This window comes from Paraburkholderia sediminicola (assembly GCF_902859805.1).
Taxonomy (GTDB): domain Bacteria; phylum Pseudomonadota; class Gammaproteobacteria; order Burkholderiales; family Burkholderiaceae; genus Paraburkholderia; species Paraburkholderia sediminicola.
In genome coordinates, this window is sequence record NZ_CADIKC010000008.1 from 58,081 (window position 1) to 73,264 (window position 15,184).

General features: G+C 60.4%; 11 protein-coding genes. 2 read left to right on the forward strand and 9 right to left on the reverse strand.

The window, feature by feature from the left end; genetic code table 11:
• Positions 1–211: 211 nt before the first annotated feature.
• Entirely contained in the window at positions 212–1,300 is a 1,089-nt protein-coding gene (locus R8871_RS25510) for a glycosyltransferase family 2 protein (protein WP_175052950.1), read from the forward strand.
• 37 nt (positions 1,301–1,337) lie between these two features.
• On the opposite strand, the gene R8871_RS25515 is transcribed toward R8871_RS25510, so the two are convergent.
• The 3 genes from R8871_RS25515 to R8871_RS25525 form a co-directional block, all read right to left on the reverse strand.
• Complete coding sequence (locus R8871_RS25515) at positions 1,338–2,063, reverse strand: amino acid ABC transporter permease (RefSeq protein ID WP_175052951.1); 726 nt, start codon at positions 2,061–2,063, stop codon at positions 1,338–1,340.
• 2 nt (positions 2,064–2,065) lie between these two features.
• A complete protein-coding gene (locus R8871_RS25520) occupies positions 2,066–2,791 on the reverse strand; it encodes an amino acid ABC transporter permease (protein ID WP_175053221.1) in 726 nt (241 codons plus the stop codon).
• 110 nt (positions 2,792–2,901) lie between these two features.
• The gene (locus R8871_RS25525) at positions 2,902–3,723 is read right to left on the reverse strand and encodes an ABC transporter substrate-binding protein (RefSeq protein WP_175052952.1); all 822 of its coding nucleotides are present in this window, start codon (positions 3,721–3,723) and stop codon (positions 2,902–2,904) included.
• Positions 3,724–4,024: 301 nt separating this feature from the next.
• Between R8871_RS25525 and R8871_RS25530 the strand changes: the two genes are divergently transcribed.
• The gene (locus tag R8871_RS25530; RefSeq protein ID WP_054039606.1) at positions 4,025–4,246 is read left to right on the forward strand and encodes a hypothetical protein; all 222 of its coding nucleotides are present in this window, start codon (positions 4,025–4,027) and stop codon (positions 4,244–4,246) included.
• 136 nt (positions 4,247–4,382) lie between these two features.
• Here R8871_RS25530 and R8871_RS25535 read toward each other — a convergent pair whose 3' ends face one another.
• The 6 genes from R8871_RS25535 to R8871_RS25560 form a co-directional block, all read right to left on the reverse strand.
• Positions 4,383–5,696: an MFS family transporter gene (locus R8871_RS25535; RefSeq protein WP_175052953.1), complete on the reverse strand. Its 1,314-nt coding sequence runs from the start codon at positions 5,694–5,696 to the stop codon at positions 4,383–4,385.
• A gap of 316 nt (positions 5,697–6,012) precedes the next feature.
• Positions 6,013–7,731, reverse strand: coding sequence for a SpoVR family protein (locus R8871_RS25540; RefSeq protein WP_175052954.1), 1,719 nt, complete (start codon positions 7,729–7,731; stop codon positions 6,013–6,015).
• The gene (locus R8871_RS25545) at positions 7,728–8,999 is read right to left on the reverse strand and encodes a YeaH/YhbH family protein (protein ID WP_054039600.1); all 1,272 of its coding nucleotides are present in this window, start codon (positions 8,997–8,999) and stop codon (positions 7,728–7,730) included. The genes R8871_RS25540 and R8871_RS25545 overlap by 4 nt, the downstream gene beginning before the upstream one ends.
• Positions 9,000–9,136: 137 nt before the next feature.
• Positions 9,137–11,059 carry a PrkA family serine protein kinase gene (locus R8871_RS25550; RefSeq protein ID WP_054039598.1) on the reverse strand — a complete coding sequence of 641 codons (1,923 nt, stop codon included), beginning with the start codon at positions 11,057–11,059 and terminating at the stop codon, positions 9,137–9,139.
• A gap of 844 nt (positions 11,060–11,903) precedes the next feature.
• A complete protein-coding gene (locus tag R8871_RS25555) occupies positions 11,904–12,665 on the reverse strand; it encodes a hydratase (RefSeq protein ID WP_175052955.1) in 762 nt (253 codons plus the stop codon).
• Positions 12,666–12,993: 328 nt separating this feature from the next.
• Positions 12,994–14,766, reverse strand: coding sequence for a methyl-accepting chemotaxis protein (locus R8871_RS25560; protein ID WP_175052956.1), 1,773 nt, complete (start codon positions 14,764–14,766; stop codon positions 12,994–12,996).
• Positions 14,767–15,184 lie beyond the last annotated feature (418 nt).

The window sequence follows — 15,184 nt, forward strand, 5'->3', positions numbered from 1 at the left end:
TAGCCCAACGCCTAACCCAAGCGGCTTTGCTGCGTTTTTGGCGTCAAAGCCGCACAAATTTTCCCCTTCGAACCGCTTTCACGACGCGGACATTTCTTCCGATTTATTACGGATTATTTTTTCCCTGCAATGGACTATTTTGCTGCATGCAGCAATGTGTGCGCAAAGCGAACCGGCTGCCGCCCCTTAACAGATAAGAACGGAGACGCCCGTGTTCACCTTCTCCACTCCTACGCCCAGCCCTTCCCGTCCCTCTCCCAAGGTTTCCATTTGCCTGCCCACCTGCAATCGGCCTGAGTTGATCGTCGAGTGTATCGATTCGTGCCTCGCACAGACGTACGGCAATCTGGAGATTGTGATCGGCGACGATTCAAAGGACGAACGCACCCAGCAGTTGATCGCGCAACGCTACGCAAACGAGGTGCGCATCCGCTATGTGAAGAACCAGCCGGCACTCGGCCAGGCGCACAACGTCGCGAGCCTGTTCGCGCGGGCACGCGGCGACAAGATCCTGCTGATTCACGACGACGACCTGCTCACCACCGACGGTGTCGAAAAACTCGTGTCGCTATGGAAGCTTCACCCGCAGCTCGAAGTGGCCTTCGCCGATCAATACGAGGCCGATCACACCGGCGCGATCGACTTTGAAGGCAGTGCACGCCTGAACGCTGCGTTTCGACGCACTCGCGACGCTGAAGGCCTGCAAGCTTTGCCAGGCAGAACCGGGCTGATCCAGATGTTCCCGAATAACGGCTGGATGGCGAACGCGGATCTCGTCAAACGGATCGGCTATAGCGACCAGTACGGCATGTGCTGCGATTTCGTGTTCGGCACCGAACTCTGCCTCGCGGCGCGCGAGGTGTTCTATCTGCACGAGTACGTATCGGTGTATCGGAAAACCGCGACGTCGATCTCGCATAGCACGCGCGGCACCGCGATTGCCGCGACCGTCAGTGCGTATGCGTTCGTCAAGGCGCTGAAACTCCCGGCGCAGCTGGAACCGTCACGCAAGCTGGCCTTGCGCCGTCTCGCGCCGATCGTCGTCTCGGTCCATGCGAAGAATCGCCAGGTCATGCCCGGGTTGAAGATCGCGTTCACGCATCTCTTCGCCTACAACTATGGTTTCAGCACGCGGCTCTATTACCACCTGCTCATCCTCTCACGTGCGGTAGTGAGCGTGCGGCAGCGCGCAGCGGCGGCCGCGATGGTCGCGGCAGCGCCGGCTGTCATTGCGGAGCCGGCCGCCGCTGTAACGGAGCTCGTCACGGACCTCGTGACCGATCGATCCGAAATGATCTGACGCGGCCGCAGCGGGAAGCGACCAGCAGGCCAGCCGGTCAGTCGCCAGACAATGCCTGGGTAGCGGCCGGTACGCGTGGCCGCACGATGCGCTTGCGCCGCGTCAACGCATAAGTGGCGATGCGGTCAAGCGCCGTGCACAACACCAGATAGATGAAGCCGACGAACAAAAAGATCTGCGCCGGATACACCATCAGCCGGTTGCTGACCTGCGTCGCGACGAACGACAACTCGCCGACGCCGACGATATACGCGAGCGAGGTGTCCTTCACCAGCGACACCCATTGATTCACGAACGACGGCGCCATGATGCGCATCGCCTGCGGCAGCGACACATAGCGCAGTGTTTGCATCCGTGTGAGACCGAGCGAGAGCCCGGCTTGCCACTGACCATCGCCGACCGCACGAATGCCCGCGTGCACCGAGTGCGCGAGGTACGCACCGCCGATCAGCGAGAGCGCACAGACGACTGTTGCGAGTCCGGGTACATCGACATGGAAGAGCATCGGCAGCAGAAAATACGTCCAGAAAATCAGCATCAACACCGGAATCGCGCGGAAGAAACCGATCACGAGCAGCAAGGGCACGCGGGCAATGCGCCCCGCCAACGCCAGCGCAATTCCACCCGCGACGCCGAGCACGGCCGACGCAAGCGCGGAACACAAGGCCAGCACCAGCGTGAGCGCTGCTCCGCCGAGCGGTCCTTGCGGAAATGCACCGATCAGCAGATACGGCAGGTTATGGGCGAATAGTGTCCAGGTCATGTTCAGCGCCTCGCGAATGAACGCTCACGCGCATGCGCTACCGTATGCGAGACGGCTTCGATCAATGCGATGGCGAAGATATACAACACCGTGGCCACGCCGAACGCCTCGAAAGTCTTGAAGCTCTCCGTCTCGACCTGACGCGACGCATACGACAGTTCGGCCAGACCGATCGCCATGGTCAGCGATGAATTTTTGACGAGGTTCATGTATTGGCCGAAAAGCGGCGGCAGCGAAATGCGCACGGCTTGCGGCAAAACGACGTAGCGGAACGCCTGCAACGGCGTGAGGCCAAGCGCCGCTGCTGCGGCATGCTGACCATCCGGCACGCCGCGCAAACCCGCCTGGAACTCCTCGGCGATGAAAGCCGCCGTATAGCACGTAAGCCCGAGCCACCCGGCGACAAACTCGAACGACGGCCAGCGCAACGCGTACGCGCAGAGGTGCACGCCATGCGGCGTGTTCAGCCATTGCATCAACACGTCAGGCATCAGCGTGGCCGCGCCGAAGTACCAGAAAAACAGTTGCACCAGCAACGGCGTGTTGCGAAACACCAGCACATACGCGGCCGTTGCGCGACGCAGCCAGCCATACCGCGCATGACGCGCGACCGCCAGCACGAAGCCGCACACGGTGGCTGCGAGCGCCACTGTCAACGCAAGACCGACGGTGACACCGAAGCCTTGCCACAGCCACATCAGATACTTTGGAGCGAGCCACGCCTGCATCTTTGAACCTGCCTGCTTCCTGAAACCTGCTTCTTTCGAAAACGCCGACGGGCATGTTGCCAACGTGCCCGTTCATTACCGGGTGCCTGGGTGCTACAGCGACACGGCGATCAGGTCTTGTCGCCGATCTTGAAGATGCGTGCGAGCGGCGTCTTCGTTTGCGGACCGAACCAGCGGTTGTAGATCTTCGCGGCCGAGCCGTCGGCTTCCAGTCCCTTCAGCGTGTCGTTCACGAAGCAGACCAGGCGCGTCTCGCCCTTCGGGATCCCGACACCCATGTAGTCGTTCGAAATCGTGAACGCCGGAATCTCGTAGTTCTGCTTGTCCGGCACGTTCGCAAGCAGGCCGACCAGCTTCGGACCATCCTGCGTGATCGCCTGCACGTTGCCCGCGCGCAAGGCCGCGAACGCGAACGGCGTGTCGTCGTACGCGACGATCGTGGCTTGCGGGAATTTCTCGCGCAGCGTGATCTCGTTGGTGGTGCCCTTGTCCGCGCCCACTCGCAGGCTGTTGATCTGATCCGTCGACTTCAGCACGCCTTTCTTCGCCAGGAATTGTTGGCCCGACGAGAAATACGGAATGCTGAAATCGACCTGTTTGGCGCGCTCGTCGGTGATCGTGAAGTTGGCGAGCACCAGATCCACTTTCTTCGACGTCAGGAACGGAATGCGGTTGGCCGGATTGGTGGGTTGCAGTTCGAGTTTCACGCCGAGCTTGTCGGCGAGCGCCTTCGCGTAGTCGACGTCGAGACCGACAATCTGGTTGCTGGTTGCATCGACGTAACCGAACGGCGGATTGCTGTCGAAGGTCGCGACGCGCAGTACGCCGGCCTTTTTGATGTCGTCGAGACGATCGGCATAAGCGAGCCCCGGCGCCGTCAGCGAGAGTCCCGTCAGCGTCATTAACCAGGCAGCGAGTATTTTCGATTTCATTTTTATGGATCTCTTGGTTTGTACGTGATGCTTGTTCAACATGCTTGCGATGTTTCAGAAACGGATGCGTGGTGGCGATATCGTCGTCAATCTGTCGCAACCGCGGGGTGCAACCGATTGCCACGCATGGGCGTCACATTAGCAGCGCCGCAACGCGGTCCGAACCAAGAAATGCTCCTGTAATAAGCGCGTTTTCTGCTAAGCATCCACTCATTAGCAAACGTGTATTTCTCGCTTGGGCTTGCACGTGCGGCTGATTAGGATGGACCTCGAACCGTCATCAGCCCGGAGGTTAATCGCCATGTCCGACAGTGCCTGTTTCAAGCCGCGTGTGATCGAGCCGGTCGTCGTCAATCAGCCGGAAGGATTGGGGCTTGCCGTGGAGTTATGGCTGGCGCATCCCGTCGATGGGATCGCGGGGCGCGCCGTGCAGATTCATCTGCGCAGCGATGCGAAGATGGCGCAAGCCGAGTCGCTGCGCGACCTGCTTCATGCGCTGGGGACGGAGATCGTGGTGGCGTGAGCGTGCGCTTCGCGTCGTGCTCGCTGTGTTTCCCGGCGGGATAAAAAACGGCGGCCGGGTTGCCCCGGGCCGCCGTTCTTAAAGAGCTTAAAGAGCGCTCATGCGCGCTGTTCGAGCCTGTCGCTCGAACTCAAGCTCAAGGCTCGTGGCGCAGATAACCTTCTTTCGAAGGATCGCGCATGCGCAGCGACACGAGGCCGGCGATCGCGCACAGCGCGGTCACATACCAGTAGAACGTCGTCTCGCTGCCCACCGATTTCAGCCACAGCGCGACGTATTCCGCCGAGCCGCCGAAGATCGCATTGGCCACCGCATACGACAGACCAACGCCCAGCGCGCGCACTTCCGGCGGGAACATTTCAGCCTTGATCAGGCCGCTGATCGACGTGTAGAAGCTGACGATCGCCAGCGCCACGACGACTAGGCCGAAGGCCGCATACGGGCTCGTCACGTCTTTCAACGCATGCAGCAGCGGCACCGTGCCGATGGTCGCAAAGAAGCCGAAGAACAGCATCGAACGGCGGCGGCCGATGCGATCCGACAACGCCCCGAACGCCGGCTGCATGATCATGTAGACGAACAGCGCCGCGGTCATCACGTTGCTAGCCGTTTTGGCATGCATACCGGCCGTGTTGACCAGGTACTTCTGCATGTACGTCGTGAACGTATAGAAAATCAGCGAACCGCCGGCCGTAAAGCCGAGCACCGTCGCAAATGCGCCCTTGTGCTGCCACAAGCCGCGCAGCGTGCCGGCTTCCTTGCGTTGACGCGTCTCAGCCGTGGTTGTTTCTTCGAGCGATTTACGCAGATACAGCGCAACCAGCGCCGCCAGCGCACCGATCACGAACGGCACGCGCCAGCCCCACGCTTTCAGTTCTTCGGTGGAGAGGGTTTGTTGCAGGATCACCAGCACCAGCAGCGCGCACAACTGGCCGCCGATCAGCGTGACGTACTGGAACGACGCGAAGAACCCGCGGCGGCCCTTGAGCGCGACTTCACTCATATAGGTGGCGCTGGTGCCGTACTCACCGCCCACCGACAGGCCCTGGAACAGGCGCGCGACCAGCAGCAACGCCGGCGCCAACGCGCCGATCTGCGCATACGTGGGCAACACGGCGATCACGAGCGAGCCGCCGCACATCATGAACACCGACACCATCATCGCGGTCTTGCGACCGTGCTTGTCCGCAAGCCGGCCGAAGAACCAGCCGCCGATCGGACGCATCAGGAAGCCCGCGGCGAAGACGCCGGCCGTGTTGAGCAACTGCGTGGTGGTGTTGCCGCTCGGGAAGAAGGCCGGCGCGAAATACAGCGCGCAGAACGAGTACACGTAGAAGTCGAACCACTCGACTAGATTGCCCGATGAAGCGCCAACGATCGCGAAGATGCGGCGCCGGGTGTCGTGTGCGTCGTACGTCGTGGCCACGGTTTGGTCGGTCAGGTCGGTCATGCTGTTGTCTTTCCTTGTCTTTAAACGGAGGTAGCGGTCGTGGCGCCGCCTTCACAACACGCGCATCGAGGTGCCGCGGTGGAACCTATAGCGCGCGTGCGCGAATTTTACAGAATTGCAAGGGAGAGATGGGGGTTTGTTAGCGGCGACGTGCGCCGAAGCGGAAGGTGGGCGCATTTTTCAGTAATTTGTCATAACTTGCCGAAAACATGGACACTGTCCGCGGCGCGTCCCATAGCAAAAGCCCCCGTAGGTCGAGGACATACGAGGGCTTCTGGCAGATCGGATCCGACTTCTACATCGCGGGCTTACCGCCTCAAACCCTTATGATCGGCGGCACATACTTACACTCATACCGCTTCCTCACCGTGCCATTCTCATCGACGCTTTCCAGGTAGACGTCGAACTGCCACAAGCGCGCCATGTGCTTGAGCACTTCATCGCTGTCGCCGGACAGATGCCGGTTGTCGCTCATGAAATGCCGCAGCGTCAGGCTCCGGTCGCCACGCGTGTTGACCGCCCACACCTGAATATTCGGCTCCCGATGGTGCATGTCGTACTGCCGCGACAACGCCTGACGCACGTACTGATACCCGCTGTCGTCGTGAATCGCGGACACTTCGAGCGCATCGCGCATGTCGTCGTCGAGCACCGAGAACAGGCGCATCTCGCGGATCAGATGCGGCGACAGATACTGCGCGACGAAACTCTCGTCCTTGAAGTTGCGCATCGCGTAGTGCATCGCCTGCAGCCACGGACTGCCCGCCAACTCGGGGAACCACTTGCGGTCCTCCTCCGTTGGCGATTCGCAGATCCGGCGGATGTCGCTCATCATCGAAAAACCGAGCGCATACGGGTTGATGCCGCTGTAGTACGGTTTCGTAACCGGCGGCTGGTAGACCACATTGCTGTGCGAATGGAGAAACTCCATCATGAAGCCGTCTTCCAGCTTGCCCTGGGCGTACATCGTATTGAGTAAGGTGTAGTGCCAGAACGTCGCCCAGCCTTCGTTCATGACCTGGGTTTGCCGCTGCGGATAGAAATACTGGCCGACCTTGCGCACGATGCGGATCACTTCCCGCTCCCACGGTTCGAGCAGCGGCGCGTTCTTCTCCGCGAAATACAGCAGATTTTCCTGCGGCTCCGGCGGATAACGCTCCTCGATCTCCTCCGGCAACGGCGTATGCCGGGTCGGCAAGGTACGCCACAGTTCGTTGACTTGCGACTGCAGATAAGCCTCACGTTCGCGGCGCGCCGCAAACTCCTTTTCCAGCGAAAGTTTCTGCGGACGTTTGTAACGGTCCACGCCGTAGTTCATCAGCGCATGGCACGAGTCGAGCAGTTCCTCCACCCGGTCGAGCCCGAAGCGCTCCTCGCACTCCGCGATGTAATTCTTCGCGTAGACGAGGTAGTCGATGATCGCGTGCGCATCCGTCCACAGCCTGAACAGATAGTTGCCCTTGAAGAAAGAGTTGTGGCCGTAGGCCGCGTGCGCGATGACGAGCGCCTGCATCGTCATCGTGTTCTCTTCCATCAGGTACGCGATGCAAGGGTTTGAATTGATGACGATCTCGTACGCCAGCCCCATCTGCCCGCGACGGTAGCTTTTTTCGGTAGAGAGAAAGTGTTTGCCGAACGACCAGTGACGGTAGTTCACCGGCATGCCGACGGACGCGTAGGCGTCCATCATCTGTTCGGCGCTGATGAGTTCGAGCTGGATTGGATACACGTCGAGTTCATATTGCTCTGCAACACGGGCAATATGCGAGTCGTACTCTTCGATCAATTCGAAGGTCCAGTCGGACGGGCACGGCAGAGGCCGTCTATCGGCTACGTTCATACGGACTTCCCTTTGCCCCTCAGTGGGCGTTCCGGTGTGTCCCCGTGCTGCAGCGGCGTCGACTGCTCCGGCTGCGGCGGCTCCCGTATCGTCCGCCTTCGCCTCGGCATGCCCCGACTGTTGCTGCTGCGGCACGCCTTTCCCGCGCGCCGGCTGATCGCCGCGCGCATCGTCTGGCAGGTGCTTTGCCGTCATGAAGACGCCACCTGCTTTTCAAACAACTCCCGAAACACCGGATAAATGTCAGCCGCGGTCTCGACCTTCTTCATCGCCATGTGCGGCTGGCTCAGCGCCAACTGTGCATATTCGAGCCACAGGTTCTGCTCTTCCGGCGTAACCTGGATATACGCAAAATAGCGCACCTTCTCCAGGATGTCATCCGAAAGTATCTTGCGGCACTTGGGCGAATCGTCGGTCCAATTGTCGCCGTCAGAAGCCTGAGCGCCGTAAATATTCCATTCAGTCGGCGAATAGCGCTCGTCCATCACCTTCTGCATCAGCTCCAGCGCGCTCGACACCACCGTGCCGCCGCTTTCCGTCGAATGGAAGAACGTGTCTTCATCGACCTCTTCGGCGCGGGTGTGGTGGCGAATGAACACCACTTCGATCTTTTCGTAGTTACGCTTGAGGAACAGATACAGCAGGATGAAAAAGCGCTTGGCGAGATCCTTGCGCTGCTCGTCCATGGAACCGGACACATCCATCAGACAGAACATCACTGCCTGGCTCGACGGCGTAGGCTGCTTCACCCGGTTCACGTAGCGCAGATCGAACGGATCGATAAACGGAATGCGCCAGATGCGCCCGCGCAAATGGTGGATTTCCTCTTCGAGCAGTTTGATCTCGTCGCGACGGTCGTCCGGATCGGCCTTCATCACTTCGAGTTGCCGTTCCATCTCGTGCAACTGATTGACGAGCGGCGCACCAAGCGCAATCCGGCGGCCGAGCGCGCTACGCAGCGAACGGACTACGTCGATATTGTTTGGCGTGCCTTCGGCCGCCCAGCCGGCGCGGATGCTTTTCCACGTGGGCACGGCCATCAGATGGGTTTTGACGAGACGCGGGAGTTCGAGGTCGTCGAAGAAATACTGCATGAATTCTTCGCGGCTCAGCTCGAACACGAAGTCGTCCTGACCCTCGCCCTCGTTGCTGGCCTGATTGCCCCCGCCTCCGCCACCGCCTCCTTGCGGGCGCTGGATCTTGTCGCCGCGGATGTAGTCGGAATTGCCCGGATGCACCATTTCCCGCTTGCCGCCGGGACCATGCCGGAACGACGGTTCCGCGATGTCCTTGCGCGGGATGGTGATGCTCTGGGTGTTCTGAATATCCTTGATGCTGCGATCGCGAACCGCTTCCGAGACGGCGCGACGAATGTAGTTTTTAACGCGACGCAAAAAGCGCTCGCGGTTTGCAATGCTCTTGTTCTTACCAGCTAACCTGCGGTCGATGATTTGATGAAGCACGCCCGGTCTCCAGTATTTCCGCTGCGCGAGACGCACGTTGCATTAGGCATGTCTGCAAACGCAACGCTATGTCCATGCAACTTGCGCCTCGCAAGGTGCCCGCGCGGTCGGACCGCGCGGGCGGCACGCAGTGCGTATCATGACGACTTGCGCACGCGCAGATACCAATCACACAGCAAGCGCACCTGCTTCGGCGTATAGCCCTTCGTCACCATGCGGTTGACGAAGTCTTCGTGCTTGCGTTGCTCTTCCGCCGAACCCTTGGCGTTGAACGAGATCACCGGCAGCAGCTCTTCCGTGTTCGAGAACATCTTCTTTTCGATCACGACGCGCAGCTTCTCGTAGCTGATCCATGCGGGATTCTTCCCCGCATTCGCAGCCCGCGCACGCAGCACGAAGTTGACGATCTCGTTGCGGAAGTCCTTCGGGTTGCTGATGCCCGCGGGTTTCTCGATCTTCTCCAGTTCGGCGTTCAGCGCCGCGCGGTCGAAACTCTCGCCGGTGTCGTGGTCGCGGAACTCCTGATCCTGAATCCAGAAGTCCGCGTACGTTACATAGCGATCGAAAATATTCTGACCATACTCGGAATACGACTCCAGATACGCAGTCTGAATCTCCTTGCCGATGAACTCGGCATAGCGCGACGCCAGCACATCCTTGATGAACGACAGATACTTCTGCTCGGTTTCCGGTGGGAACTGCTCGCGCTCGATCTGCTGTTCGAGCACGTACATCAAATGCACCGGGTTCGCCGCGACTTCCGTCGAATCGAAGTTGAATACGCGTGACAGGATCTTGAACGCGAAACGGGTCGACACGCCGGTCATCCCTTCATCCACGCCCGCGAAATCACGGTACTCCTGATATGACTTGGCCTTCGGATCGGTGTCCTTGAGATTCTCGCCGTCATACACCTGCATCTTCGAGAACAGACTGGAATTTTCCGGCTCCTGCAAGCGCGTAAGCACCGACATCTGCGCCATCATCTTCAACGTACCCGGCGCGCATATCGCACTGGCCAGCGACGAATTGCGCAGCAGCTTCTCGTAGATCTTGACCTCTTCGCCGTAGCGCAGGCAGTACGGCACCTTCACGACGAAGATCCGGTCGAGCAGTGCTTCGTTGTTGCGGTTGTTGCGGAACGCCTTCCATTCCGACTCGTTCGAGTGGGCGAGAATCACGCCGTCGAACGGGATCGCACCGAAACCTTCCGTGCCCTTGAAGTTGCCTTCCTGAGTTGCGGTAAGCAGCGGGTGCAAGACCTTGATCGGCGCCTTGAACATTTCGACGAACTCGAGCAAGCCCTGGTTCGCGAGGCATAAGCCACCGGAGTAGCTGTATGCGTCCGCGTCGTCTTGTGCGTACTGTTCGAGCTTGCGGATGTCGACCTTACCGACCAGCGACGAAATATCCTGATTGTTTTCGTCACCAGGTTCGGTCTTGGCGATACCGATCTGACGAAGAATCGATGGGTAGCGGCGCACCACGCGGAATTTGCGGATGTCGCCGTTGTATTCGTGCAGGCGCTTCACCGCCCACGGACTCAGAATGTTTTTCAGGTAGCGGCGTGGAATACCGTATTGCTCTTCGAGGATCGGACCGTCCTCGTCGTAATCGAACAGACCGAGAGGCGACTCGTTCACGGGCGAGCCCTTGATCGAGTAGAACGGCACGCGTTCCATGAGTTGCTTCAGACGTTCCGCGATCGACGATTTACCGCCGCCGACCGGTCCCAGCAGATACAGAATCTGCTTCTTTTCTTCAAGCCCCTGGGCCGAGTGCCGGAAGTAGGCGACCACCTGCTCGATCACCTCTTCCATTCCGTAGAACTCACGGAATGCGGGGTATACCTTGATGACCTTGTTCGCGAAGATACGCGACATGCGCGGATCGTTGCGAGTGTCGATCTGTTCTGGTTCACCGATTGCCGTCAACATGCGTTCGCCAGCCGTAGCGTACGCGGCGGGATTGTCTTTGCAGAGCGCGAGATACTCCTCGAGCGAGAGTTCATCTTCTCGCGTTTTCTCGAAGCGGGTCGCGAAACTGCTGTAGATATCCATGCTACCTCCTCGCCGAAGTCTAGACCGATGTCGTGCGCGGCGCGCTATTCGGAAACGACATCGCTCGAATTCATCCTAAACCCTTTTAAATTTTTTTTCACGAACTACGTTGCGAAAATCGCGCCGTACCCGCCTCCCAACATTCCTCACTTGGAAACACAGATTCGCTCACCTACAATCTTCCGCTCACATCACAGCGAATGTGCAGCGATTGACGGCTCACGTTGCTGCCTCTCCTGCGCCCTCTACTCGCCACACTGTCCAGCACTGACCAGTACGGCTTGCCATGCCCGGTTACACGAATCGTCTCGTTCATCGAACGATCCCACTGCTCTACCGGACGGCGTGTCTGCATGCGCACACTTTCTTGCATCGAGCACGGACGTCATGCGTTTTCTATGCCCGGGACCTTTTTTCATCAACGCGCGGCATCACTGTTTGGTCTACAGCAACATGCGCTGTGTTACATGTTCGTTCGCCATGCTCACCTGAGACGCTGTTCACCGACGCATCGTCAAGCGGTTCGTCAACGCGACGGCGGTATTGTTCCGCACGATTTCGCATGAAGTGCGGTGTGTTGCCGCGTGCGTGCTGCTCATGGCGGCCTCGCGCATTAACCGCGTCGGCGACATGGTTAGCCGCTTGTATAACTGGATCACGGCAGCGCATCGGGCCACTTCATAGGTGTATACGGCTAAGCGCGCAGCGCAGATGCGGCGGCAAATGTAAAACGGCCGCCCGTGGGCAGCCGTTTGCGTGACGCTTGATGCCTGGTAATCGACGGTAACAACGACGGTTTCAAGGACGATTACTAGCGCGCCGTTACAAGTTCGCGGTGACTCGCTCAGGTCAGCTCAATCTCCACGTCCCCTAGACCGTCAATGTGGCCGCGCACGATGCCCGGTTTGTCCACATTGTGCGCACCAACGTACGAACCGGTAGTGATCGTCCATTCCGGCTCGATGGTGATGCCCATGGCGGCGCAATGGTTGACGAACCACACCAGCAGTTCACGCGGGTCGCCGGCCGGATTACCCGTGGCTTCGGGCACCAGCGAGTTGCCGTCGAAACTCAGCTCGAGTTCGGGCGATACGAAGTCGAAACCGCGCGCAAGACCCGCATAGGCAACCGGATGACCGGTGATCAGGGCGCCGTTGTTCTGTGCGTCGGCCAGTTGCGCGAGCGGCGCGACATTGGGCCACTCGGCAAAGCGGCTATCGACGATCTCGATGGTCGGCAGCACGACGCCAACCTTCGACAGCACCTCGTCGCGCGCATAAGCCCGGCCGCGCGGTTCGATCGCCTCCGCGAAACGAAAGGCCACCTCCAGCTCCACGAGCACCCGGAAAAAGCCGGCATGGGCCGCCCGCGCGGGCGACGGCAGCACCAGCGAAGCCGGAATCGGCGCGCCCGCGGCGGCCCCGCCCGGCGCTTTGGCGCCGATCTTCCACGCGCCCGTCGAGTCGCCGAGGCCCGCGATGACGGCCTGCTGGATCGCGTACGCGGTTGCTGCGTCAGGCGGCAGGCTGTCGAGTGGGGGCGCATCGATCAGGCGATGCTGCCGGCGGGCTTCGACGAGGCGGTGCGCGAGGTCGTATTGCGTCATGTCGGTCCTTTATGGCTGGCGCGTTGAGCGTTGGGTTGCCGCGCTGGGTTGCAGCAGTTGGGAAAAGCGGGCTCACGGTCCGCGCGTTGACTGCCTGGGCGGCGAGGCTGCAGTTACAAGCTGCAGCTACAAGCGGCAGTCGCGCCCGTCAATGTACCGGATCACGACGCCTGCCAGGGTGTAGACAACGCATGTGAACGTTACTTAGTCCGCAGACCATGAAAAAAGACCGCGGTTGCATGCGCAATCGCGGTCTTTGTCGTCATGCGGCCTATCCGCACAAGCGCCGTTCCGTCTGATGCATCATCGGGAACGAATGTTGCAACGCTCAGAAGGTTTCCCAATCCTGATCGCTTCCGGCGCTCGCTACCGCCCGGGCCGGCGCCTTCGCCGGCGCGGCGGCAGCCGGTGCCGCTGACGGCGCGGCAGGCGTCCTGGCTACCGGGGTGGATTGGGACGCTGCATGGGACACCGCATGTGACACTTTACGTGCCGCCGTCGCGCGCACCGGCGCGGCCATGCGCTTCGGCGCCGCGCTCACCGGCGCCTTGAAGCCGCTTTCTTCGAGCTGGAACACCGCGACCGCCGAACGCAGCTTGCCGGCCTGATCTTCAAGCGAAGACGCTGCCGCAGCGGCTTCTTCGACCAGCGCGGCGTTCTGCTGCGTCACCTCGTCCATCTGCGTGACGGCACGCGCCACCTGGTCGATGCCGCTGCTTTGCTCTTCCGAAGCCGCCGCGATCTCGCCCATGATGTCGGTGACGCGCTGCACCGCACCGATGATCTCGGTCATGGTGCGGCCGGCTTCGTCAACCAGCGCCGAGCCGGACTGCACGCGCTCAACCGAGGTGTCGATCAGTTCCTTGATTTCCTTGGCCGCCGCCGACGAACGCTGCGCGAGGCTGCGCACTTCGCCTGCCACCACCGCGAATCCGCGCCCTTCTTCACCGGCCCGCGCCGCTTCCACGGCCGCATTCAGGGCCAGGATGTTGGTCTGGAACGCAATTCCTTCGATGATCGAGATGATGTCGGCGATCTTCGCCGAGCTTTGATTGATGTCGCCCATCGTGCCGACCACCTGGCCGACCACTGCGCTGCCCTTGTTGGCAATCTCGGACGCGTTGGCCGCCAGCGAACTCGCCTGGCGGGCGTTGTCCGCGTTCTGCTTGACCGTGCCGGTCAGCTCTTCCATGCTCGACGCGGTTTCCTGCAACGCCGACGCCTGCTCTTCCGTTCGCGAGGACAGGTCGATATTGCCGGCTGCGATTTCACGCGTGGCCGTCGCAATCGATTCGCTGCCGCTGCGCACCGTACGCACCGTTTCGGTGAGGCTGCGCTGCATTTTGGCGATGCCTTCGAGCAACTGCCCCATTTCGTCGCGCGAGGTGACTACGACCGGGCGGCGCAGATCGCCCGCGGAGATCGCATCGAAATGACCGAGGGCGGCGTCGAGCGGACGGGCAATTGCGCGGCTGAGCGTCAGGTAGGACAGCACGGCGGCGAGCACGCCGACCAGCAGTGCGCCCATGCTCACCATGCGGAACACTTCAAAACTGCTTTGCACGGAGTCGTAACCTTGCTTGGCCGAGTCGAACTGGAACTTGCGCAGCGCGTCGTCCGCGGTGGACAGATCGTTGTATGTCGCCTGCAAACGCTTGGCGCCGTCGACAAGCTTGCTCTGGTCGTTCGCCGCAATGATTGCCGCAAACGCGTCCAGCTGCTGATGCAGGGCATCGCGTTTGGCGATAACGTCCTGCGCGAGACGCTCTTCCGCGGCGTCACGCGGCAGGTCCATATATTTTTTCCACCACATGTCGGACGACACGCGCATTGCACGTGCACGTTCGATCGTCGACGCCACCTCCGGCGTGCCCATCATGAACGCAGCCCGATCGAGCGCCAGCCGCTCGCGGGCCGCAAACAGCTCCGCGTTGCCGATATCGACCGCGCTGGGCATTGCGTTGGTAAACGTATCCTGGTAAGCGTCGTTCGAACGGCTCATGCCGAACAGACCGAAAACGCCAATGGCGACCAGCAGCGCGGCGAGGAAGGCCATCGTGAGGCCAATGCGCGCCTTGATCGTGATGCCTTTGTTCAACATGCTCGTTCCTGTACTTAACAAATAAGAGGCTGCGTGCGCAGCGCGGGGTAGCGTGTGGCTCTGCGTACTTGGCGCTGATTTGAGGCCGCGCTCTAATACTCGTGTTTACGGCACCTGATCTGCATACTTGAAGGATTTATATGGTATGAAGAAAGACGTTGTAAACAATTGGAAGAAATTACAAAGCGCTGACAGGCCGCACTTATGCGGAGGTCACGCAACGCTTTTGATACTCGGGAATTTGAATTCAGGCGGCTCGAAAGACTGAGCGCGGATAGGCGAGACGGATTCAGGCGGGATTCAAAACAGGACGTTCGACCTGGGATCTGGGGAGCGCAATGGCGCGTTCGAAAACGGGCGGAAGGTGCTTACGCCTCGGTCGGCGCTCATTGAATCGGCGCCCAACTCTCACGCACGA